19 protein-coding genes and 1 other RNA gene are annotated in these 23,084 nt (G+C 64.5%); 7 read left to right on the forward strand and 13 right to left on the reverse strand.

Annotation, left to right across the window (positions count from 1 at the left end; genetic code table 11):
* Nucleotides 1–2 precede the first annotated feature (2 nt).
* The 10 genes from ACEN9O_RS03495 to rnpB form a co-directional block, all read right to left on the reverse strand.
* Complete coding sequence (locus tag ACEN9O_RS03495) at nucleotides 3–1,400, reverse strand: UDP-N-acetylmuramoyl-tripeptide--D-alanyl-D-alanine ligase (RefSeq protein ID WP_495616265.1); 1,398 nt, start codon at nucleotides 1,398–1,400, stop codon at nucleotides 3–5.
* Complete coding sequence (locus tag ACEN9O_RS03500) at nucleotides 1,400–2,956, reverse strand: UDP-N-acetylmuramoyl-L-alanyl-D-glutamate--2,6-diaminopimelate ligase (RefSeq protein WP_495616266.1); 1,557 nt, start codon at nucleotides 2,954–2,956, stop codon at nucleotides 1,400–1,402. Before ACEN9O_RS03500 ends, ACEN9O_RS03495 begins: the two co-directional genes overlap by 1 nt.
* The gene (locus ACEN9O_RS03505) at nucleotides 2,953–4,728 is read right to left on the reverse strand and encodes a peptidoglycan D,D-transpeptidase FtsI family protein (RefSeq protein WP_495616267.1); all 1,776 of its coding nucleotides are present in this window, start codon (nucleotides 4,726–4,728) and stop codon (nucleotides 2,953–2,955) included. Before ACEN9O_RS03505 ends, ACEN9O_RS03500 begins: the two co-directional genes overlap by 4 nt.
* Nucleotides 4,725–5,000: a cell division protein FtsL gene (gene ftsL, locus ACEN9O_RS03510; RefSeq protein WP_020705059.1), complete on the reverse strand. Its 276-nt coding sequence runs from the start codon at nucleotides 4,998–5,000 to the stop codon at nucleotides 4,725–4,727. Before ftsL ends, ACEN9O_RS03505 begins: the two co-directional genes overlap by 4 nt.
* On the reverse strand, nucleotides 4,997–5,965 hold the full coding sequence (gene rsmH, locus ACEN9O_RS03515; RefSeq protein WP_495616268.1) for a 16S rRNA (cytosine(1402)-N(4))-methyltransferase RsmH: 969 nt from the start codon (nucleotides 5,963–5,965) through the stop codon (nucleotides 4,997–4,999). The genes ftsL and rsmH overlap by 4 nt, the downstream gene beginning before the upstream one ends.
* A gap of 9 nt (nucleotides 5,966–5,974) precedes the next feature.
* Nucleotides 5,975–6,403 carry a division/cell wall cluster transcriptional repressor MraZ gene (mraZ, locus tag ACEN9O_RS03520; RefSeq protein ID WP_495616269.1) on the reverse strand — a complete coding sequence of 143 codons (429 nt, stop codon included), beginning with the start codon at nucleotides 6,401–6,403 and terminating at the stop codon, nucleotides 5,975–5,977.
* A gap of 631 nt (nucleotides 6,404–7,034) precedes the next feature.
* Complete coding sequence (locus ACEN9O_RS03525; RefSeq protein WP_495616270.1) at nucleotides 7,035–9,281, reverse strand: M9 family metallopeptidase; 2,247 nt, start codon at nucleotides 9,279–9,281, stop codon at nucleotides 7,035–7,037.
* A gap of 199 nt (nucleotides 9,282–9,480) precedes the next feature.
* Nucleotides 9,481–10,245: a PAS domain-containing protein gene (locus ACEN9O_RS03530; RefSeq protein WP_495616271.1), complete on the reverse strand. Its 765-nt coding sequence runs from the start codon at nucleotides 10,243–10,245 to the stop codon at nucleotides 9,481–9,483.
* A 274-nt stretch (nucleotides 10,246–10,519) separates the two neighbouring features.
* Nucleotides 10,520–12,025, reverse strand: a complete 1,506-nt coding sequence (glpK, locus tag ACEN9O_RS03535; protein WP_495616272.1) for a glycerol kinase GlpK — start codon at nucleotides 12,023–12,025, stop codon at nucleotides 10,520–10,522.
* A 66-nt stretch (nucleotides 12,026–12,091) separates the two neighbouring features.
* Nucleotides 12,092–12,435, reverse strand: an RNA gene (rnpB, locus tag ACEN9O_RS03540) — RNase P RNA component class A.
* Nucleotides 12,436–12,625: 190 nt separating this feature from the next.
* On the opposite strand from rnpB, the gene ACEN9O_RS03545 reads away from it, so the two are divergent.
* Nucleotides 12,626–14,329 (forward strand): thiamine pyrophosphate-binding protein, encoded by a 1,704-nt coding sequence (locus ACEN9O_RS03545; RefSeq protein ID WP_495616273.1) that lies wholly within the window; start codon nucleotides 12,626–12,628, stop codon nucleotides 14,327–14,329.
* Nucleotides 14,330–14,415: 86 nt separating this feature from the next.
* Here the strand turns inward: ACEN9O_RS03545 and ACEN9O_RS03550 are convergent, their stop codons facing one another.
* Together ACEN9O_RS03550 and ACEN9O_RS03555 are read right to left on the reverse strand one after the other, a co-directional pair.
* On the reverse strand, nucleotides 14,416–14,973 hold the full coding sequence (locus ACEN9O_RS03550) for a hypothetical protein (RefSeq protein WP_495616274.1): 558 nt from the start codon (nucleotides 14,971–14,973) through the stop codon (nucleotides 14,416–14,418).
* Between the two features lie 71 nt (nucleotides 14,974–15,044).
* The gene (locus tag ACEN9O_RS03555) at nucleotides 15,045–16,121 is read right to left on the reverse strand and encodes a porin (RefSeq protein WP_495616275.1); all 1,077 of its coding nucleotides are present in this window, start codon (nucleotides 16,119–16,121) and stop codon (nucleotides 15,045–15,047) included.
* 1,093 nt (nucleotides 16,122–17,214) lie between these two features.
* Here ACEN9O_RS03555 and ACEN9O_RS03560 point away from each other — a divergent pair.
* From ACEN9O_RS03560 to rpoH, 5 genes are all read left to right on the forward strand, one after another.
* The gene (locus tag ACEN9O_RS03560) at nucleotides 17,215–18,159 is read left to right on the forward strand and encodes a MerR family transcriptional regulator (RefSeq protein ID WP_495616276.1); all 945 of its coding nucleotides are present in this window, start codon (nucleotides 17,215–17,217) and stop codon (nucleotides 18,157–18,159) included.
* A 118-nt stretch (nucleotides 18,160–18,277) separates the two neighbouring features.
* Nucleotides 18,278–19,327, forward strand: coding sequence for a signal recognition particle-docking protein FtsY (ftsY, locus tag ACEN9O_RS03565; protein WP_495618421.1), 1,050 nt, complete (start codon nucleotides 18,278–18,280; stop codon nucleotides 19,325–19,327).
* 21 nt (nucleotides 19,328–19,348) lie between these two features.
* Nucleotides 19,349–20,005: a cell division ATP-binding protein FtsE gene (locus tag ACEN9O_RS03570; protein ID WP_495616277.1), complete on the forward strand. Its 657-nt coding sequence runs from the start codon at nucleotides 19,349–19,351 to the stop codon at nucleotides 20,003–20,005.
* Complete coding sequence (gene ftsX, locus ACEN9O_RS03575) at nucleotides 20,002–20,934, forward strand: permease-like cell division protein FtsX (RefSeq protein ID WP_495616278.1); 933 nt, start codon at nucleotides 20,002–20,004, stop codon at nucleotides 20,932–20,934. The genes ACEN9O_RS03570 and ftsX overlap by 4 nt, the downstream gene beginning before the upstream one ends.
* Nucleotides 20,935–21,208: 274 nt before the next feature.
* Complete coding sequence (gene rpoH, locus ACEN9O_RS03580) at nucleotides 21,209–22,102, forward strand: RNA polymerase sigma factor RpoH (RefSeq protein WP_495618422.1); 894 nt, start codon at nucleotides 21,209–21,211, stop codon at nucleotides 22,100–22,102.
* A gap of 86 nt (nucleotides 22,103–22,188) precedes the next feature.
* Here the strand turns inward: rpoH and ACEN9O_RS03585 are convergent, their stop codons facing one another.
* A complete protein-coding gene (locus ACEN9O_RS03585) occupies nucleotides 22,189–22,452 on the reverse strand; it encodes a hypothetical protein (RefSeq protein ID WP_495616279.1) in 264 nt (87 codons plus the stop codon).
* 136 nt (nucleotides 22,453–22,588) lie between these two features.
* On the opposite strand from ACEN9O_RS03585, the gene ACEN9O_RS03590 reads away from it, so the two are divergent.
* Nucleotides 22,589–23,080: a hypothetical protein gene (locus ACEN9O_RS03590; protein ID WP_495616280.1), complete on the forward strand. Its 492-nt coding sequence runs from the start codon at nucleotides 22,589–22,591 to the stop codon at nucleotides 23,078–23,080.
* The last annotated feature ends 4 nt before the right edge of the window (nucleotides 23,081–23,084 follow it).

A 23,084-nucleotide genomic window follows, 5' to 3' on the forward strand; every position in this document is an offset into this window, starting at 1 on the left:
GATTAGTGACTTTCCTTGTTAGCTTGTTGCGATCCAATCAAATGCTGCACGACCCGTTCCATTTTCATGAAGCGGGAGCCCTTGATTAATACGGTTGCATCCGGCGCGACGGCTGCTTCGACAGCAGCCAGCAAATCGCCGAAGTTTTCAAAATGACGAATGGACGCGCCTTTCATATGCGCGGCCAGTTCGCCGGTTACCAGCACCTGTTCGATGCCTTTGCTCTGCGCGTAAGCGCCGATTTCTTCGTGAAACTCGCGGCCCTGCGTGCCGACTTCGCCCATGTCGCCCAGCACCAGCACGCGCGGGGCGGCGGCCTTGGACAGCACGTCGATGGCGGCGCGCACCGAGTCCGGGTTGGCGTTGTAGCTGTCGTCGATGACGACGGCGCCGTTGGCCGCGGCCTTCTTCTGCAAGCGGCCGTTGACCGGTGCGAAGGTATCGAGGCCCAGTTTGATCTTGTCCAGCGCGATGCCGGCGGCGTATGTGCAGGCCACGGCGGCCAGCGCGTTGCGGACGTTATGGTCGCCCGCCGCCTGCAGGTTGACGAAGAACTGTTCCGGCTCTGCGCTGCCCTCGCGGATGGTGACGAACATCTCGTTGCCGAAATCGTTGGCGCGGAAGGTGCAGCTTACTTCCGCGTCCTTGGTCAGGCCGAAGCGCAGCACGCGGCGGCCGGCCGATAGCTCTTCCCAGATCGGCGTGAACTCGTCGCCATGCGGGAACACGGCCACGCCGTCGGCGGGCAGGCTCGCCAGCACGGCGCCGTTCTCGCGCGCGACCGCTTCCACGGTGTGCATGAATTCCTGGTGTTCGCGTTGGGCGTTGTTGACCATGGCGATGGTCGGTGCGGCGATCGCGCTCAGGCGGCCGATTTCGCCGGGATGGTTCATGCCCAGTTCGACCACTGCGGACTGCTGCTTCGCTTCCATGCGGAACAGCGTCAGCGGCACGCCGATTTCGTTATTCAGGTTGCCGCGCGTGGCCAGGCGACCGTCTTCGCCATGGGCGGCGGCCAGGATGGCGGCGATCATTTCCTTGACCGTGGTCTTGCCGTTGCTGCCGGTGACGCCGATGACGGGCATGGCGAACTGGCGGCGCCAGTGGTTGGCGATCTGGCCCAGTGCCACCAGCGTGTTCGGCACGACGATGGCCGCGACGCCGGTCGATGCGGCCCAGCCCTCCGGCAGTTCTTCAACGACGACCGCGGCGGCGCCCTTCTCCGCGACCTGCGCGAGGAAGTTGTGGGCGTCGAAAACCTCGCCGCGCAGGGCGACGAACAGCGAACCTGCAAATACATTACGGCTGTCGGTGGAGACGCCGTTGAATACAACTTCCCCGGAACCCATCAGCTGGGCGCCGGTCACAGAAGGCAGAATCTGTGCGAGTGCTGCACGCATTAATTCGTCCTCATCATGGTTAAGCGGGCCGACAGCGCCAGCTGCGCGTGGTCGGCGTCCGAGAATGGCAGCTTCTTGCCCTTGATTTCCTGGTACGGCTCGTGGCCCTTACCGGCCAGCAGGATCACGTCCGGCTTGCCGGCGTGCTTGATGGCAGACAGGATGGCGGCGGCGCGGTCGTCCAGCGTCTGCACGGTCGATGCGGGGTTGTTGCGGTCCATACCGGCGACGATCTGCTCGATGATGGCGTGCGGGTCTTCGCTGCGCGGGTTGTCGCTGGTGACCAGCACGTGGTCGGCCATCTGCGCGATCTTGCCCATCTGCGGGCGCTTGCCCGGATCGCGGTCGCCGCCGCAGCCGAACACGCACCACAGCTGGCCGCCACGGTCGGTGGCTACGGGGCGCAGCGCGGCCAGGGTTTTTTCCAGCGCGTCCGGCGTGTGGGCGTAGTCGATGACGATCATCGGCGCGTCCTGGCCGCCGACCTGCTGCATGCGGCCAGGCGCCGGCTGCAGCGATTCGACCGCCTCGATGGCGGCGCGCAGGCCCAGGCCCTTGGCCAGCATCGCGCCCATCACGCCCAGCGCGTTGCTGATGTTGAAGTTGCCGACCAGGTGAGTCTTGACCAGTGCCACGCCGAGCGCGCACTCCAGGTGGAACTCGGTGCCCAGGCTGCGGCTGGCGCGCATCTGGCTGGCGCGCAGCATCAGCACGCCCTCGATGTCAGGTTGCGCGGCTGCGTCGAGCAGCGTGTAGCCGATCAATGGAATGTCGCCGGCCAGCGGAGCTTTCGCTTTCAGGTGCGCGATCAGGCGCAGGCCCATCGGGTCGTCCAGGTTGACCACCGCCGTTTTCAGGCCGGGCCAGTCGAACAGTTTGGTCTTGGCGGCCTCGTAGGCCTCCATCGTGCCGTGATAGTCCAGGTGGTCGCGCGTTAGGTTGGTGAACAGCGCGACGTCGAAGTGCATGCCGGCCACGCGGCCTTGTTCCAGCCCGATCGACGATACTTCGATCGCCAGCGAGGCCGCGCCCTGCGTGCGCAGGTCGGCCAGCGTGCGCGCCAGCAGCACCGCGTCCGGCGTGGTGTAGCCGGTGACGTCGTATTCGACATCGCCGCGCGCGCGGAACAGGCCCACGCCCAGCGTGCCGACGACGGCGGCCGGCTCGGCGCCGCGCGAGAGCGCGTGGCCCAGCCACACGGCGCTGGAGGTCTTGCCGTTGGTGCCGGTGACGCCGACGGTGAACATGGCCGCATCCGGCTGCTCATAAAACGCGTGGGCGATCACGCCGGCGTGCTGCTTGAGCTTTTCGACGGTGATGTAGGGGACGGCCCAGCTGTCGTCCCAGGTGAAACCGGCCGGGTCGAACACCACCAGCGCGGCGCCCTGCTCGACGGCGCTGCCGATGAAGCTGCGGCCGTCGCCGGCGTCGCCGGGGTAAGCGAAAAACACATCGCCCAGCTTGATGCGGCGCGAATCCGACGCCAGCTGCGCGGATGGCGCGAGCTTGCGGATGGCGGCGGCGATTGCCAGCGGGTCGAAGTCAGAAGTCGTCACATGTTCTCCTGTGATGCATTATCAGGAATGATGATATGGGTAAGGGTGGAATCGGGCGTGATGTTCTTGGCGCGCAGCGCGTTGGCGGCCAGCGCGGAGAACACGGGGCCGGCCACGTCGCCGCCGACGTGCACCGGACCGCCCGGTTCGTCGATCATGACGGCGATGATGAAGCGCGGGTTCGACATCGGCGCCATGCCGACGAAGTTGCCGATGTATTTGGTTTGCGAGTAGTGGCCGTTGATGAACTTCTGCGCGGTGCCGGTCTTGCCGCCCACGCGATAGCCTGGCACCTGCGCCTTGACGGCCGAGCCGCCCGGCTGCGTGACCATCTCCAGCATTTCGCGCATATCGGCCGCGGTCTTGGCGCTGACCACCTGGGTGCCGTGCGGCGCCTCGGTCACCTTCTGGAACGACAGCGGGATGATGTCGCCGTCGCGGGCGTAGATCATGTAGGAGCGCGCCAGCTGGATCAGCGACACCGAGATGCCCTGGCCGAAGCTCATATTGGCCTGCTCGATCGGGCGCCACGATTTATATGGACGCACGCGGCCGGCCACAGCGCCGGGGAAGCCCCACTTGGGCTGCTGGCCGAAGCCGACCTTGGTGAACATCTCCCACATCTCCTGCGGCGGCATGCTCAGCGCGATCTTCGAGGTGCCGATGTTGGAGGACTTCTGGATGATTCCCTGCACGTCGATCATGTAGTGCGGGTGGGTGTCGTGGATCACGTGGTCGGCGATCACCATCGAGCCGGCGCCGGTGTCGAACATGGTGTGCGGCGTGATGCGCTTCTCGTCCAGCGCCAGGCCGACGGTGAACGGTTTGAGCGAGGAACCCGGCTCGAAGGTGTCGGTCATCACGCGGTTGCGCAGCTGTTCGCCGGTCAGCTTGGAGCGGTCGTTGGGGTTGTAGGTCGGCCAGTTGGCCAGCGCCAGCACCTCGCCCGTGTGCACGTCCAGCACCACGGCGGCGCCGGCCTTGGCGTGGAACTTCTCCACCGATTCCTTCACCTGCGTGAAGGCGATGTACTGGATCTTGCTGTCGATCGACAGCGTCAGGTCCTTGCCGTCGTGCGGCTCGCGCACCGACTCGATGTCCTCGACGATGTGGCCCAGGCGGTCCTTGATGACGCGGCGGCTGCCCGGCTGGCCCACCAGCGTCTTCTGCTGCGCCAGCTCCATCGATTCCTGGCCCACGTCCTCGACGTTGGTGAAGCCCACCACGTGGGTCGTCACTTCGCCCTGCGGGTAGAAGCGCTTGTATTCCTTGCGGGTCTGGATGCCGTCGATACCGAGCTTGGTGATCTGGTCGGCCACGTCCTGCTCGACCTGGCGCTTCAGGTAGACGAAGCCGCGGTCGGAGTCGAGCTTCTTTTGCAGCTCGGCGTTGCTCATGTCGAGCAGGCGCGCCAGCTCTTTCAGTTTGGCCGGCGGCGCGTCCTGCACGTCGTCCGGGATGGCCCAGATGGCCTTGACCGGCACCGACGATGCCAGCACCTGGCCGTCGCGGTCGGTGATCTTGCCGCGCGTGGCGGGCAGGTCGAGCGTGCGGGCGTAGCGGATCTCGCCCTGCTTTTGCAGAAACTGGGTCGACAGGCCCTGCAGCCACAGGGCGCGCGCGGCCAGGCCGGCGAAGGCGGCAAACAATACGAACAGCACCACGCGCGAACGCCATACCGGCAGACGCACCGCCAGCACGGGGTTCTTCGAGAACGGCACGCCCTTGGAGCGGGCCACGCGTGAGGTGTTCACATTGCTGCCGCGGCTCATTTCGATCCTTCCGGCGTCAGGTACTGCGTGCGCGCCGCGGTCAACGGCGTCATGTTCAGGTCGCGGCGGGCGATTTCCTCGATGCGGGCGTGCTTGCCCAGCGTCGACTGGTCCAGCTGCAGCTGCGCCCATTCGATGTCGAGCTGGCGCGCCTGCGACTGCGTGCGTTCCAGCTCGATGAACAGATGGCGCGCCTGGTACTGGGCGTTCACCAGCGACAGCCCGCAGGCCACCAGCAGCGCGGCCAGCACCAGGTTGATCTTGCCGCTCATGCCGCGTCCTTCGCAGGGAACGGCAGCCTGCGCGCCACCCGCATCACGGCCGAGCGGGCGCGCGGGTTGGCGTCGATCTCGGCGTCGGACGGCTTGAACTTGGCCAGCAGCTTCAGTTCCGGCTGCGGCAGGTCGACCGCGCGGATCGGCAGGCGGCGGTCCGGCTGCTCGACGTTGGCCTTGGAGGCGAAGAAGCGCTTGACCATGCGGTCTTCCAGCGAGTGGAAGCTGATGATGGCGATGATGCCGCCCGGCGCCAGGCTGTTCCAGGCCTGGTTCAGACCGATCTCGAGGTCTTCAAGCTCTTTATTGATGAAAATCCGGATAGCCTGAAAGGTGCGGGTGGCCGGGTCCTTGCCCTTTTCCCGAGTCTTGACCGCGCCTGCCACGATGCCGGCAAGCTGTCGTGTGCTTGAAATTGGTTCGACTGCCCTGCGAGCAACAATCGCCTTTGCAATCTGAAAAGCAAACCGTTCTTCCCCATATTCTTTGATCACCTTTTCCAGTGTCTGTTCAGTTTCTGTGGCGAGCCACTCCGCCGCCGACATGCCGCGCGTGGTGTCCATGCGCATGTCGAGCGGGCCGTCGTTGCGGAAGCTGAAGCCGCGCGCGGCGTCGTCCACCTGCGGCGACGAGATGCCCAGGTCGAGCAGGATGCCGTCGGCCTGCGCCACGCCGCGCTCGGCCAGCGCCGCGTGCATGGTGGCGAAGCTGTCGTGGACGATGGTGAAGCGCGGGTCGTTGATCTGCCCGGCGGTGGCGATCGCCTGCAGGTCCTTGTCGAAGGCGATCAGGCGCGCCTTGGCGCCCAGTCTGGACAGGATCAGGCGCGAGTGGCCGCCGCGGCCGAAGGTGCCGTCGACGTAGACGCCGTCGGCGCGCGCGCCGTCGATCGCCAGCGCGTCGACCGCTTCGTCCAGCAGCACCGTCCGATGCTGAAATTCCGGCACCGATGTAGTAGTCATCACGGAGCCTTAGAAGGAGAAATTGGCGAGTACATCGGGGGTGCCGGCTTCGATCGCCTGCTGCTCTTTTTCCGCCATCTTGGCGGCATCCCAGATTTCAAAATGGGAACCCATGCCCATCATCATGACTTCGCGCTCCAGGCCGACGGCGCTGCGCAGCTCCGGCGAAATCAGGATGCGGCCGGCCGTGTCCATTTCGACGTCGGTGGCGTAGCCGAGGAAGATGCGCTGCCAGGCGCGGGCCTGCATCGGCCATTGGGCGATCTGTTGGCGGTGTTGTTCCCACACGGGGCGGGGGAACAGCATGACGCAGCCGTCGGGATGGCGGGTCAGCGTGAGGCGGCCTTCGCACTGGATCGAGAGCGCGTCACGGTGCTTGGCGGGGATAGACATCCTGCCTTTGGCATCGAGATTGATTGCGGACGCGCCTTGAAACACGGGATTACCTTTTGACCTCAGTAGGGTTAGCGGAGCATGATCGGCGTTTTCCGTTTCGCATCTCCCCCGCCGCTAAGTCGGGTGAAATCTCCCACAAAAAGACACTTTTTCACACAGATGCCCACTTTAGAGGAAGCAAGAATAGTGGTCAAGCGCTTTCAGGCAAACGAAACAGCGATTTTAGTAATGAAATTAAGGACTTAGCGTGATTCCTTGAAGCCGGGTAGAAATAAAATAGTCAGGCAAATTAAGTACTTATGTCAGAGTGTGAATGTGCTACCTCATCTATGCACATGTGTTTCAGTGCACTAAAACGGTGAAAACGGCGGAATAAAATAATTGAATTAAATGCATATAGTTGCAAAGCGCCAACATTGCGATAGCAAATGAACAAGGACTGGGCGGGGCCGGGAATGTGCGTGCGGAGGGGATTTCTTGCGGCAAGTCGCGCCGGCGGCGCAATTAAGCGGATGGGGAAACCTGGGTGCGTTGTTGGACATTACCGCGGCACCGGCCAACTTGTATAGACAAATCGAGCTTGCGCCGCCAGCCCGTATTATACGAAATCCGTCGGCAAAAAACAGAAACGGCAGCCGTGCGGCTGCCGTTTTAAGTGCTTCCTAATCAAGAATTACTCGTAGGTGGCATACACCGTCACGCCGCTGAAGCTGGTTTTAGCGTTCAGCATGATGTAGTACCAGTGGCCGGCCACCGGATTGGGCAGGTACAGGTTTTCCGCGTTGCCGGCGCTGGCCGACACCATGTCGAACGAGGCCACGGTCGGGTAGCGGTCCAGCGCCAGGTACAGGTCGACGTCGCCGCTGCCGCCGCGACTGTAGACCTTGACGTTCTTGGCGCCGGCCGGCACCATCAGGTAGACATACGCCTGGCCGCTCGAGGACAGGCCGGTGATGCCGCAGTTCTTGCCCAGGTAGCTGGTCGACGCGCAGCGCGGCAGTTGCGGCTCCGGCAGCGGCGGCTGGCCGGCGGTGGTGGCGTTGTTGACCCAGTCGGCGAACTCGGCGTCGTAGCTGGTGCCGATGCGGCCCATGAAGTCCTGGTAGCCGCTGTAGTTGCCGACACGGAAGTCACCCAGCACAGTGTCGACGTCGGAACGATGGCGCTCGATCATGAAGCGGGTCGCCATATAGCCCCAGCGGTAGGCGCGGGTCACATAGTCGTTCATGCTGTAGGTGTTGCCGAAGATCTGGCTCAGGCGGTAGGTGCCGGTCTTGGCGATGTCGATCGCCACCTGGTTGTTATTCTTGAGCGACATGTACTCGGCGATACCCTCGATCCACCAGACGGTCGGCACCGAGGTACCCATGTTGAAGTCGCCCAGCATGTCGAAGCGGCCGTCCAGGTAGTGGACGAACTCGTGTTCCAGGTTCCACACCTGGAACGTCGGCCGCAGCCACGAGGCCTCGTGCGCGATGAAGCGGGCCTGGTTGCCCGGCTGGTCAGGCTCGCCTTCCAGGTACATGCCGCCGTTGTTGGTGCTGATGCCGTAGATGACGGAGGCGTACTTGCTGTAGTTGGCGTAGTCGTCGAACACCACCAGTTCCAGCGAGGTGTTGTAGTCGTTGGCCACCGGCGTGCGGTTGGTCTTCAACATCTCGTGCACATAGCCCTCCTCCACCGCCAGCTTGTCGCAGCTGTCCTGCAGCTGTTCCGGCGTCATGTCCTGGGCGCGGATGTGCAGCGTCGGGCTGCAGTCCTTGCTGTACTTGAGCACGGCATTGGCCAGCTGGTTGACGTAGTCGCAGGTGCCGTACTCGGCGCAGTTGGCGTTGTCGTAGTACTTGACGGCGGAGGCGGCCGCCAGCCACAGGTCGCTGTCGGCGCCGGTCATGCTGGAGCTGGCCAGCATGGCTTGCACCATCGGCTTGACGCCGGCCTTCAGCGCAGGATACTGCATGAAGCGGAACGCCTCGTTGGTCGCATCGTTGAGCTCGTAGCCGTAGTAATCGCCCAGCAGCGCCGCCTTGTTGGAGGTGACGAAGGCGTTCAGCGCGGTCGCATACGACAGGTCGTTTTGCAGCAGTGGCACGCCGTCGGCGCGGTAGTGGGCGTAGAACATCACCGTCAGCGCCGAGGTGAGGGCGCCGCTGGTGCTCGGGTTGCGCAGCGCGTCGACCGCATGCGGATTGCTCGCGCTGTTGGTGTAGCGCTGCACCAGCGACTTCACGCTGGACAGGTAGAACGGTTCGTCATGCATATTGGTGATCAGGCGCAGCGCCTCGCCGGCGGTGCTGCTGGCCACCGCGTTGGGCAGGTACAGCGCCGTGCCATCGGCCAGCTGCTTGATCGGTGTGCGCAGCGCGGTCTTCAGCGACGCGGCCGGCTGGGCGATGGTGCCGCCTTCGGCCAGGTAGTAGCCGGCGCGCAGGTACAGCGTCAGGTTGACCAGCGCCATATTGCTGGCGTTGTAGCTGCCGGCTTCCTGCGTGAAGCGGCTGGCGATGGCGCTCATGTTGGCGGCCGAGTAGACCGTCGCGCCCTGCTCCGGCGTCAGCGAGAACAGGCCGTAGGTGCATTCGTAGTCCGGCAGGTTGACCAGGTAGTCGGCCAGCGCGGCGCCGCTGTAGCCGGCCAGCTTGTTCATGTCCTGGCAGTCCGGCGTGGCGCTCAGCGGCGTCAGGCTGTTGCGCTGATGGCGCGGCAACAGGTCATAGCGCGGCTTGGTGGTCGGCGCCACCTGGTACTTCTGCTGTTCGATCGACGGCGGCAGGTTTTGACGCTGGTGCGGCATGGGCGCCTGCTTCAGGCGGCCGTGCTGGTCCGCGGCGGGATCGGTGCTTTGGTCCGCATGGGCGGCAAAGGTCAGGCTGGCCACGCATAGGCCGCCCAGATACAGGATGTTCCTCGATAACGACATGTCTGCCTCTTTTCTTCAAGAATAGTTATTGGTCTTTGCCGCCATGTTTGGGCGGCTAGGAAATACTAGCTTGACAAGTTTGCAGATCATGGCCCGCTCCGGAGCTGCGCGGACGGTTCGCTCTATTTAGGCAGCCGGGGGCGCGGGAACGGCACAGCGCTGCCGCCGAAAAACCACAGTCGGCGCGCGCGGACGGGCTTCAGGCGCCCAGTTCCTGCCACAAGGGCACGGCAGGCGCCGCCTGCGCGCGCGCGCCGTGGTGCTGCGCGCGGTACTGCACCGGCGTCATGCCGGTCAGCGCCTTGAACTGGCGGCTGAAGGCGCTGTGGTCGGAATAGCCGCAGTCGTTGGCGATGTCGGCGATGCTGCGGGTCTGGTCGGCTTCGATCAGCGCCAGCGCGCCGTTCAGCCGCGATTGCAGCAGCAGCTGGCGCGGGCTGTAATGGAACACGCGCTGGAACAGCCGCTCCACGCGCGCCAGCGGCAGGCCGGCCTCCTGCGCCAGCTGGTTCAGGCACAGGGGTTCCTTGTAGTTGTCGCGGATGTGCTGGGCGATGCTGGCGATCTGGCGGTACACCGGGTGGTGGTCGTCGGCCAGGCCGAGGTCGTGCGAGGTGCCGACCAGGCCGACGATGGCGCCGGCGTCGTCGCGCAGCGGGGTCTTGTGGGTCAGGCACCAGCCGTGGCGGCGGTTGGGATAGAGGTGCAGTTCCAGGTGCTTGCTGATGGTGTGGCCGGCCTCGATCACTTCGCGGTCCTGCGCCATGTAGTTCTGCGCCAGGTGGCGCGGATGCACCTCCAGCACCGTCTTGCCGACGATCTCCTGCTTGGTGCGCAGGCCGCAGCGGCGCACCAGCGTGCGGTTGGCGGCCAGGTAGCGGCCGTCGCGGTCCTTGACGAAAAAGGCGACATCGCTCAGTTCATCGAACAGGATTTCGATCGCATTCAGCTCGACATTTTGCATCGCTGCTCCAGTTGCTTAGGTGACAAGACAACCAATATTACCTTATCCTCGCGCACACTGGAACCTTGCCGTGAGAATACACACACCGGGTGTATCGGCACTCTCCTTGTAGCAAACCTGCTGAAATTTTTACTGAATCCTGCTGAATTGGACTTCCCTGGTCTGCCGCCGCCCAACTCAGTAAGGACAAGCAGAATCCAGTAGATTTCAGTAAGGAGAGCAGCGCGGTTGCTATAGGGAGTAGGCCTGTCTTGCCCTGCCCTTGGTCAGGCTGCTAGCGCGCCACCTCCCAAGCGCGCGAGCGCTCGACCGCGCGTCCCCACTGCGCCAGCAATTCGGCGCGGCGCTCGGCCGGCATGGCCGGTTCGAAGCGGCGCTCGCACGACCATTGCGCGGCGATCTCTTCCTGCGTCTCCCAGAAGCCCACGGCCAGCCCGGCCAGATAGGCCGCGCCCAGCGCCGTGGTCTCGGTCACCTGGGGCCGCACCACCGGCACGCCCAGCAGGTCGGCCTGGAACTGCATCAGCAGATCGTTGCGGGCCGCGCCGCCGTCGGCGCGCACCTCGGTCAATGGAATCGCGCGGTGCGAGGCCTCGACATCCTTCTGCATGGCCGCCATCAGCTCCGCGCTTTGATAGGCGATCGCCTCCAGCGCCGCGCGGGCGATGTGGCCGCGGTTACTGCCCCGGCTCAGGCCGACCAGCGTGCCGCGCGCGTACGGATCCCAGTGCGGCGCGCCCAGCCCGACAAAGGCCGGCACCATGAACACGCCGCCGCTGTCGGGCACGCTGGCGGCCAGCGCCTCGACGTCGCCGGACTGCTGGATGATGCCCAGCCCGTCGCGCAGCCACTGCACCGTGGCGCCGCCCATGAACACGCTGCCCTCCAGCAGATAATCGGTGGCGCCGTCGACCCGCCAGCCAACCGTGGTCAGCAGCCGGTTGTGCGAGGCCACCGGATGCCGGCCCAGGTGCATCATCATGAAGCAGCCGGTGCCGTAAGTGTTCTTGACCATGCCCGGCTTGAGGCAAGCCTGGCCGAAGGTGGCGGCCTGCTGGTCGCCGGCGATGCCGGCCACCGGAATCTCCGCGCCGAACAGCGCGGCCTTGGTATGGCCCACCTCCTCGCTGGACGACACCACCTGCGGCAGCATCTCCTCGGGAATATCGAACAGGTGCAGCAGGTCGTGATCCCAGCGCATCAGGTGGATGTTGAACAGCATGGTGCGCGAGGCGTTGCTGACGTCGGTCACGTGGCGCCCGGTCAGCTTGTAGGTCAGCCAGCTGTCGATGGTGCCGAAGGCCAGCGCGCCGTGGCGGGCCCGCTCGCGCGCGCCCGGCACCTGGTCGAGCAGCCATTTGAGCTTGGTGGCGGAAAAATAGGCGTCCAGCTCCAGGCCGGTGATGGCGGTGATCTTCGCGGCCTTGCCGTCGGCGCGCAGCGCCTCGCAGGTGTCGGCCGTGCGGCGGTCCTGCCAGACGATGGCCGGCGCGATCGGCTCGCCGCTCTTGCGGTCCCACACCACGGTGGTCTCGCGCTGGTTGGCGATGCCGATCGCCAGGATCTGGCTGCCGTCGACGTGGTTGTCGTGCAGGACCTTGCGCGCCACGGTGAGCTGGCTGTTCCAGATCTCGTTGGGGTCGTGCTCGACCCAGCCGGGCTGCGGGAAATGCTGGGGGAATTCCTGCGCCGCGCTGCCGCAGATGTGGCCCTGGTGATCGAACAGGATGGCGCGCGAGCTGGTGGTGCCTTGATCCAAGGCCAGTATGTATTTTTTCATCGGCGAAGTCCCCGGAAGCGCCGCGGCGTGCGCGTCGGTCCCGCGGCAGCCGCGAACATCGTTATTAGTTGAAGCAAGCCGATAGGCCGGATTTTGTTACGGCGCAGGCGAACCTGCGCTATGACAGCCATTCCTCTAGGCGCTGGATTACTCCAGCGCTCAAGCTTCCTACCCGCACGCTCCGCGAGCAGCATCATCGCGTGCCTATTTGGAATTGCACCAGGTGGAGGTTACCGCGTTTCACCGTAACTTAATACGCTCGTCTCTGTGGCCCTATTCCTCGCCTTATACCTTGGGCTTGCGCTTGCGGCTTTCAGCGGACGGCCGTTAACCGTCACCCCGCTCTATGGAGTCCGGACCTTCCTCCCGCCAGGCATTACGCGCTGGCCAGCGGCTGTCTGGCTTGCTTCAGCCGCTATTGTAACAGACCCGCCCACCCCGCAAAGCGCCGCAGGGGTCGGACCCCGTCCGGGGTCCGACCCCACGTCTCCGGTTTGCGGGGTCAACGCCTGTAAATCTGAAATTTGGTGTCGCCATTAGAAAAGCCGCCGCCTTTTCCCGGCCGTAGAATGCAGGATACCTATACCCATAAGGCCAGACATGACGCAACCATCCCGCACCGGCGGCCAGATCCTGGTCGACGCCCTGAAGATCCACGGCGTGGACACCGCTTTCGGCGTACCCGGCGAAAGCTATCTGGACGTGCTCGACGCGCTGCACGACTCCGACATCCGCTTCATCATCAACCGCCAGGAGGGCGGCGCCGCCTTCATGGCCGACGCCTACGGCAAGATGACCGGCAAGCCCGGCATCTGCTTCGTCACCCGCGGCCCGGGCGCCACCAACGCCTCGATCGGCGTGCACACGGCCTTCCAGGACTCGACCCCGATGATCCTGTTCATCGGCCAGGTCGGCAACGACTTCGTCGACCGCGAAGCGTTCCAGGAGATCGACTACCGCCGCATGTACGGCCAGATGGCCAAGTGGGTGGCGCAGATCGACCGCGCCGACCGGGTGCCGGAATACATCGCGCGCGCCTTCCAGATCGCCACCAGCGGCCGTCCCGGCCCGGTGGTGCTGGCGCTGCCGGAAGACATGCTGACCGCCGTCGCCACCGTGGCCGACACCCGCCGCTACCAGCCGGTGCAGGCGTCGCCCTCGGCCGCGCAGATCGACCAGGTGCGCGCGCTGCTGGCCGGCGCCAAAAAACCGCTGGTGCTGCTGGGCGGCGGCGGCTGGAACGCGCAAGCCTGCGCCGACCTGCAAGCCTTCGCCGAAGCCAACCACCTGCCGGTGGCATGCGCGTTCCGCTTCCAGGACCTGCTCGACAACGCCCACCCCAACTACATCGGCGACGTCGGCATCGGCATCAACCCCAAGCTGGCCGCGCGCGTGCGCGAGGCCGACGTGATCCTGGCCATCGGCCCGCGCCTGGGCGAGATGACCACCGGCGGCTACGCGCTGATCGCCGCGCCCCTGCCGGCCCAGCGCCTGATCCACGTGCACGCCGACGCCGAGGAACTGGGCAGCGTCTACCAGGCTGAGCTGATGATCAACAGCGGCATGCCGCAGATGACGGCGATGCTGGCGGCGATGGCGCCGCTCGATTCGTCCGCCTGGCGCGCCAGCGTGGCCGAAGCCAGGGCCGACCTGGCCGCGTGGCAGCGCCAGCCGCCGATCTTCCAGGACGGCAGCGCGCCGCTGGACCTGTGGCAGGTGGTGCAGCAGATCGACAGGATCGCGCCGCACGACACCATCATCACCAACGGCGCCGGCAACTACGCCACCTGGGCGCACCGCTTCCACAGCTACGGCGGCATGCGCACGCAGCTGGCGCCGACCAGCGGCGCCATGGGCTACAGCGTGCCGTCCGGCGTGGCCGCCAAGATCATCGATCCGGCGCGCACCGTGATCACCTTCGCCGGCGACGGCGAATACATGATGAACGGCCAGGAGCTGGCCACCGCGGTGCAGTACCGCGCGGGCGTGGTCATCATCGTGTTCAACAACGGCATGTTCGGCACCATCCGCATGCACCAGGAGCTGCACTACCCTGGCCGCGTGTCCGGCACCCAGCTGCACAACCCGGACTTCGCCGCGCTGGCGATGGCCTACGGCGGCCACGGCGAGGTGGTCACCGCGACGGCGGACTTCGCGCCGGCGCTGGAACGCGCGCTGGCCTACGCCAACAGCGAGCAGCTGCCGGCCGTGATCGAGCTGCGCTACGACGGCAACCTGATCACGCCGGGCGCCACGCTGGACACCATCCGCAAGAACGCGCAAGCCGCCAAGGCCGCGAAGTAAACGTCATTCCCGCGCAGGCGGGAATCCATAGAACGCCTGACCGCACGCCCGGTATGGATTCCCGCCTGCGCGGGAACGACGACAACTCAGAGGCCGGCGGTGGTGGTCTTGCCGGCCTCGATGACCGGGGCCGGCGCCTCTTCTTCCAATTCTTCTTTTTTCTGCTTGGGCGCCGGACAGGCGCGGCAGGCGCCGGCCTTGCGGCCGAAATCCGTCACCAGCGACAGCCGCATCGGCAGCGCCGCGTCGCCGCAATAGCCGCCATCGAGCACCAGCGTCTTGCCGCCGTCGGCCAGCTTGCCGCTGATGGTGCGCTCGTCCTCGTCCGGCGGCTGCACCGTGAAGTACAGCTGCTTGCCGCGCGGGTCGATGTTGACGTCGCTGGCCACCACCGGCCAGCTCAGGCCGCCGGCCGTGTATTCATACAGCACCGTATCGACTTCTGAAAACCGTTGCAAGGTGATGCGCTGCCCGCCGAACTCGCCGCTGTCCGGGTGGATGCACAGGTCCGAGTACACCAGCACGCCATAGCGCGGCAGGCTGCCGGTCGGCGCCGGCTTGCGCGCCAGCCTGGGCGCGGCGATCACCGCGCAGGAAGCCAGCAAAATGGCGCCGGCCAGCACGGCGCGTCGGGAGGTCGTCATGGTAACGGCTTTCAGAAATGAACAACGGCTGCACCAGGCAGCCGTTGTGGATACTAACTGATCAGATCAGATTAGAAGGAGTGACGCATGCCGATGTTGAAGGCCTTGTCGCCCGAACCAGCTTCGGTGTTGTTACCAACGGTGTAGCTGGCGCCGTTCTTGTTCTTGATCTTAGCGTAAGCAACGTAGGTGCTGGTGCGCTTCGACAGAGCGTACGAGTAGCCAACTGCCCACTGATCTGCATCGTGGTTAGCGACTTCTTTGTCGTTCTTGCGGGTGTACGAAGCCATCAGGGTGCCGTTAGGACCGATAGGAGCGGTAGCACCGATCAGAGCAACGCTGCTGTCGCGCGTAGCGGTAGGAGCAACTGCGTAGCCGAATGGGTTGGTGGCGTTAGCCAGAGCCGAGCTGTTGGTGCCCTTGTCTTTGCTGTAAGCAGCGAAAGCTTTAACCACGACGAAGTCGTAGTTGGCAGCGATCAGGGTGTTGCGGCCGATGTCGGTGCTCAGCTTAGGAGCCACGGTGTCGTTGTTGCGCGCATTGTAAGCAACGCGAACGTTCAGAGGACCGTTCGAGTAGCCAACCCAGGTGCCCAGTTGACGTTGTGCCGAAGCGTCGCCAGCCTGCTCGCCTACCGAGTAGGACACTTCGCCCTGGAAGCCTTCGATCGAAGGCGACTGGTACACGATAGCGTTGCTGTTGCGGGTGTTGTTGCCAGCCACGCCGAACAGGTTCTTGGCGGTACCAGCGTAGCCCAGTGCGAACGGGTCAGCTACGTCACGCAGGGTTTCGTAGTACGGGGTGTACTGACGGCCCAGGGTCAGTTGGCCGGCGGTGGTCGACTTCAGACCAACGTACGACTGACGGTTAGCGATCGAACCAGCAACATCGGACTCACCGGTGTCAACTTTAACGCCCGATTCCAGCACGAAGACAGCGCTCAGACCACCGCCCAGATCTTCCGTACCTTTGAAGCCCAGACGGGAGGCCGAGCCTACGCCGCTGGTGACTTTGGTGGTGTTGGCAACGCCGCCGCGCTCGCTGACGATACCGGCATCGACGATACCGTAGATCGTTACGTTCGATTGTGCAAAGGCTGCGGAGCTCATTGCGCCCAGGACGGACATGGCGATAAGGGATTTTTTCATTACGTGTTTCCTTCAGTTGTGTTGCTGTAAAAAGGTAAAGCTAGTATTGCGGCGTGTTCGGTGCTTATCGGCGCCTTCTGCAGCGCCGTCTGTGCGTGAGGGCAACTCCCCAGCTGCCACTATGCGGACCCGGCTGCGGGACGCGTTCACTTAAATTGCGGCCGATTAAATCGACGCCGGCTTTATCGCGGCGCAAAATGCGCCAGAGGCGGCACTATACTGATGCTTTGCTTGTCGATCAAGTGTAAAAACGTTCATCTTGCCTGCCTTTACCCCTGCCCGTTTTCAAAACCACAGCATTTTACCGCATCGCAATATTTCCTGCCGAGTAAGCCTAACTAGCCCGGTGTTTTCCGCCCGATGCATCCATTGCGGCATCCCGTTGTGCGGGCTGCCCGAGTGACAAATGCAAGCGCAAGGCATGCGTGACTACATCGTTGTCGGACCAAGGAAAAATAGCCACTTTGCTATTTCTGGCGCCATTTTATACTGAAGCACCCCGTCGTTCGCCTCGACTCAATGGTAATAAGCTTACAACTCAGGACTTTGTTTGGCAGTTTATGTCGGTGAAATAGCCTTCAGACCAACTTTGCTCATAGTGTTAACCCTTTATTTGTGTAGGAAATTTTGTGACATCGGCAAGGTGTTGCGCTGCATCAGCAATTTGTAAGAAATTGCTACGTGTTGCACATTGGAGACATTTTGAGCGACAAGTCTTGCAAAATACGATGGGATGCTGTGCGAATCGCGTGGCATCCGCATGAATTCCATGCATGCGGCGCCCCCGGCCGGCGCGCTTGCAACAACGATCGCGATATTTTTTCACATGATTGCAAAATATCTTGTCCAAGACAAAACAAGGGGAAAGCCGATATTCAGTTCATTAGTTCTGTATGTCAACTGTGTGTCGTGGACAAGCACTTTTTCATAGCGAAAACAGAGCAAAACCCGATTGGCCGCACCATACTTTCGGGCGCAAATCGAATGTAAAATGCAGGTCGCGTGATGCCGGCCCGGCCTGTTCGCGCACTGTGCACCTGGACCCCGTGCCAACCCTCGCGACTGTCAAATAAATGGCGGGCGCTTATGCCTGATGACTATTAAAGTTTCCTCACAAACAGTTCCCAGCACGATCAGCGACGTCGAGCGCGACACCGGCGTTGCCAAGGAAACCCTGCGCGTGTGGGAACGGCGCTACGACTTCCCGCAGCCGCTGCGCGATCCGAACGGCGAACGGGTCTACCCGATCGAGCAGGTCCACAAGCTGCGCCTGGTCAAGCGCCTGATCGACCTGGGTTTCCGTCCGGGCAAGGTCATCCAGTACACCACCCCCGAGCTGCAGGCGCTGACCGGCCAGGCCACCGGCAACCTGCACGGCGCCAGCGTGACGCCGCCGGCGCTGCAAGGCTATCTGGACCTGTGCAAAAGCCACCAAATGGAGGCGCTGCGCCGCAAGCTGTCGCAGGCGCTGCTGATGATGGGCCTGAAAAGCTTCGTGATCGAGCTGGTGGCGCCGCTGACCGCGCTCATCGGCGAAGCCTGGGCCAGCGGCGCGCTCGCCACGTTCGAGGAACACTTATATACCGAGTCATTGACGGTGGTCATGCGCAGCGCGATCTTCGCCATGCCGCAGGCCAACGCCAGCAACCTGGGCGCGCCGCGCATCATGCTCACCACCCTGCCGCAGGAGCGTCACGGCCTGGGCCTGCTGATGGCCGAGGCGATGTGCGTGGCCGAAGGCGCGCACTGCATCTCGCTGGGCGTGCAGACGCCGCTGCTCGACATCGTCGAGGCGGCGCGCGTGCAGCGGGTCGACATCATCGCCCTGTCCTTCTCGGTCGGCATGAACGCGCGCCAGGCGCTGGACGCCCTGACCGAGCTGCACACCCGCCTGGGCGGCAGCACCGAGCTGTGGGCCGGCGGCGGCAACGCCGCCTTCAAGCGGCGCCGGCCGCCTTACGTGCGGGTCTACGCCCTGTCCGACATCAGCGCCGCCATCGCCGAATGGCGCCAGCGCCACGTTCCCGCAGCCGGCTGAAACGTTGTCATTCCGGTAGCATCGGCGGGCGGCCGCGCCGCGCTCTGGTAAAATAGCCGGATTTCCCCGTGTCCGGCGCTGCCGGCCATCCGCTTGAAGCGCCCCCAACCACATGTCCATGTTTAGTTTCTTCAAGAAAAAACCCGTCGCCCCGGAAGTGCCCGAGGTCAAAACCCCGGCACCGGCCCCCACCCCAGGCGCCCCGGCGCCCGACCTGCCCCAACCGCCCGCATCGCTGCCCGACCTGTTGCCGATCGAGGAACCGGCGCCCAAGCAATCCTGGATGTCGCGCCTGAAGGCCGGCCTGTCCAAGACCTCGAACAACCTGTCCATCCTGTTCGTCGGCGCCAAGATCGACGACGACCTGTACGAGGAGCTGGAGGCGGCCCTGCTGATGTCCGACGCCGGCGTCGACGCCACCCAGTACCTGCTGGACGCGCTCAAGCAAAAGGTCAAGGACGACAAGCTGCTCGACGCCGCCGCCGTCAAGGCCGCGCTCAAGCAGCTGCTGACCGAGCTCCTGACCCCGCTGCAGCGCCCGTTCGAGCTGGGCCGCCACCAGCCGACCGTGATGATGATCTCCGGCGTCAACGGCGCCGGCAAGACCACCACCATCGGTAAGCTGGCCAAGCACATGCAGACCCACGGCCAGTCCGTGCTGCTGGCCGCCGGCGACACCTTCCGCGCCGCCGCCCGCGAGCAGCTGATGGTCTGGGGCCAGCGCAACAACATCACCGTGATCTCGCAGGCCTCCGGCGACCCGGCCGCCGTGTCCTTCGACGCCGTGCAGTCCGGCAAGGCCAAGGGCCTGGACGTGGTCATGATCGACACCGCCGGCCGCCTGCCGACCCAGCTGCACCTGATGGAAGAGCTCAAGAAAGTCCAGCGCGTCATCGGCAAGGGCATGGAAGGCGCGCCGCATGAAACGCTGCTGGTCATCGACGGCAACACCGGGCAGAACGCGCTGGCCCAGGTCAAAGCCTTCGACGACGCGCTCAAGCTGACCGGCCTGGTGATCACCAAGCTCGACGGCACAGCCAAGGGCGGCGTGCTGGCCGCCATCGCCCGCGTGCGTCCGGTGCCGGTGTACTTCATCGGCATCGGCGAAAAGATCGAGGATCTGCAGCCCTTCGTCGCGGCCGAATTTGTCGAAGCCCTGTTGGGCTAAACCTACGGATAAGCGCCCTTCATGATCGAATTCCGCAACGTCTCGAAACAGTACTCCCCCGACGCGACGGCGCTGCGCGACGTCTCGTTCACGGTGGCCAAGGGGGAGCTGGTGTTCCTGGCCGGCCCCTCGGGCGCCGGCAAGTCCACCCTGCTGAAAATGATCGCCGCCGTCGAGCGCCCCAGCGCCGGCCAGGTGATCGTCAACGGCCAGGACATCGCCCGCATCAAGCCGGCCGCCGTGCCCTTCCTGCGGCGCAACCTGGGCCTGATCTTCCAGCAGCAGCGTCTGCTGACCGACCGCTCCATCCTGGCCAACGTCATGCTGCCGCTGCTGGTGACGGGCGCCTCGCGCGTCCAGGCCGAGCAGCGCGCGCGCGCCGCGCTCGACAAGGTCGGCCTGCTCGAGCGCGCCGACGCCCAGCCGCTGGCCCTGTCCGGCGGCGAGCAGCAGCGGGTGTCGATCGCGCGCGCCATCGTCAACCGGCCGCAGGTGATCCTGGCCGACGAGCCGACCGCCAACCTGGACCGCGCCAGCGCCAACCAGGTGCTGGACGCGCTCAAGGCCTTCCATTCGGTCGGCGTCACCTGCCTGATCTCCAGCCACGACGAGCAGATGCTGGATGCGGCCGCGCGCGTCATCCATCTCAAGCAAGGCCAACTGGAGGTGGCGGCATGACGCTCTGGTTCCGGCAACACCGCTACGCGCTGGCCGCGGCGCTGGTCCACCTGCGCCGCTCGCCGGGCGGCTTTGTATTCAATATATTAGTGGTGGCGATCGCGCTGGCGCTGCCGTTCGCCGGCGTCACCCTGCTCGACAACGTGCGCCCGATGTCCGAGCAGCTGTCGGTCGATCCCGAGATCAGCGTCTTCCTCAAGCAGGACACGCCGCGCGAGCAGGCCGAGGCGCTGGCCGTGTCGCTGCGCCAGACCGTGCGCCAGACCGCGCACGACCCGCAGGCCAAGATCATCTTCACCCCGCGCGAGAAGGCGCTCGACCAGCTCAAGGACAAGAGCGGCCTGGCCGACGTGCTGACCACGCTGGGCGACAACCCGCTGCCGGACAGCTATGTGCTCAAGCTGGACGCCTTCCGCAACGCCCAGGCCGGCGGCGACGTCGACCAGCTGGCCGAGCAGATCCGCGCCCTGCCCGGCGTCGACACGGTGCAGGTCGACTCGGCCTGGGTCAAGCGCCTGGCGGCCCTGCTCAACGTGCTGCGCCTGGCGCTGCTGCTGCTGGCGGCCACGCTGGGCACGGTGGTGATCGCGGTCATCTTCAACACCATCCGGCTGCAGGTGATGACCCAGCGCGAGGAAATCCTGGTGTCCAAGCTGATCGGCGCCACCGACAGCTTCATCCACCGCCCCTTCTATTACACCGGCGCGCTGCTGGGCCTGTGCGCGGGCGGGGTGGCGCTGGGCGCGGTGTCGCTGGCGCTGCGCCCGCTGAACGTCGCGATTGCCGAATTCGCAAGATTGTACGCGTCCGAATTCCAGCTGGCGCCGCTGCCGCCGCTGGCCATGGCTGGCCTGCTGGCGCTGTCGGCCGGCCTCGGCCTGGCCGGCGCGCTGCTGTCGGTGCAGCGCCACCTGTCCCGCCTGAACTGATCCACCGCCCTTCCGTGCGTCCGCGCACGGAAGGCGCCCTCCCCGCCCGCTTAGCATTAAGTCCTGCCTAAGCTCCAACGCGCATGCTTGATTTAAGCGCATCATGAGGCTTAAAAACCTCATAGTCTTTTGCTATTGACGTAATTAATATCCGGTGATTGGCACTCAACGAAGGAGAGTGCTAATATACGTGAACTGAAGAGCAAAAGTTCTCTACAGCATCAAGAAACATTAAGAACAAGCAATATCATCGAGCGAAGGAATGAATATGACTATGATGTCCGCACCGAACGCCTTGGTACCTGCGACCAATAGCGCCCTGGGACTCGGGTTCACGGGCAACCTGGGCAACCTGGACGCCTACATTTCGGCCGTCAATCGCCTGCCGATGCTGACGCACGACGATGAAATCTCGCTGGCCAAGCGCCTGCAGGAAAAGAACGACCTGGGCGCCGCCCAGGAACTGGTGCTGTCGCACCTGCGCCTGGTGGTGTCGATCGCCCGCGGCTACCTGGGCTACGGCCTGCCGCATGCCGACCTGATCCAGGAAGGCAATATCGGCCTGATGAAGGCGGTCAAGCGCTTCGACCCGGACCAGGGCGTGCGCCTGGTGTCGTATGCGATGCACTGGATCAAGGCCGAGATGCATGAGTACATCCTGAAAAACTGGCGTCTGGTCAAGGTGGCGACCACCAAGGCACAGCGCAAGCTGTTCTTCAACCTGCGCAGCCACAAGACCGGCCTGGACGCGATGACGCCGACGCAGATCGACAGCCTGGCCAAGCTGCTGGACGTCAAGCGCGAAGAAGTGATCGAGATGGAAACCCGCCTGAGCGGCCGCGACATCGCGCTGGAATCGCCAAACGACGACGAGGACGACAAGTTCGCGCCGATCGCCTACCTGTCGTCGGAAGCGAGCGAGCCGACCCGCGTGCTGGAAGCCGAACAGGTGACCCGCCTGCAATCGGAAGGCCTGGAGGAAGCGCTGGGCAAGCTGGACGCCCGCTCGCGCCGCATCGTTGAAAGCCGCTGGCTGGCCAACGACGACGGCTCCGGCGCCACGCTGCACACGCTGGCGGAAGAATTCGGCGTATCGGCCGAGCGCATCCGCCAGATCGAAGTGGCCGCGCTGAAGAAAATGAAGGGCGCGCTGGCCGCCTACGTGTAAGCGGCCGCGCGTTAACACAAAAAGCACAAAAAGCCCCGTGTGGCGATGCGACGATCTTGAGCGTCGCATGCGCACACGGGGTTTTTTTACGCTGCCAGGCCTTGCGCCAGCAGCTCGCCGACCAGCTGGTTCAGGTCGATATCACGTTCCGTCGCCTTGGCATGCAGCTGCTGCACCAGGTCGCCGTTCAGCTTGACCGCGAACGGCACCAGTCCCAACGCCTGATCGCGCTTGCGCTGCTCCCGCTTGTCGACCACCTCGGCTACCTTGCCGAAGCTGGCGGCGCCAGGGGCGGACATCTGGCCCATTAATTTTTTAGCGTCGCTTTTCGCCATGCCGGTCTTTTTCATTTTGTTCAGTCAATGTGATTCAGGGCCCCCATTCTACGGCACATAGTTTGACCCAGCGCTGTAAAGCTGCGGTTCGTGCGCCGCAACCGTGATCTTTTTGCTAAGCTTGCCATCTACTTCGAGGGAAGAGGTATTTATGCAATCTCCATTATTAAGGCAGTTGATCATCCTGCCGCTGCTGGTGGCCGTGCTGGCCATGCTGCACGCCTGCGGTTCCGCGGCCGCCATCAGCCACGCCACCGCCGCGCCGCAGCCGTTCTCGCGAACCTATGTGCTGACGCAGGGCGCCAGCGTCGCCATCGCGCCGGCCGCCACGCCCGGCGTCAGCGGCGCCACTGCCAGCGCGCCCAGCCTCAAGCTGGAGCGCGTCAACGACAGCCGCTGCCGCATCGGCGCAGTCTGCGTCTGGGCCGGCTACATCAGCTACAGCTTCGCGCTGACCGCGCCCGACGGCACGACCAGCAACTTCGTGCTGTCCGACAGCATGCCGAACGCCAGTCCCAGCGTCACGCAGAACGGCCTGACGTTCACGCTGACCGGCGTCGAACCGCAGGCGGTCCCAGCCAAGAATGAAGGCACGCCGGATTATCGGGTAAGCTTGAGGGTGAGCAACGCACCTTCATCCTAACCCG

The organism is Duganella sp. Dugasp78, from assembly GCF_059491455.1.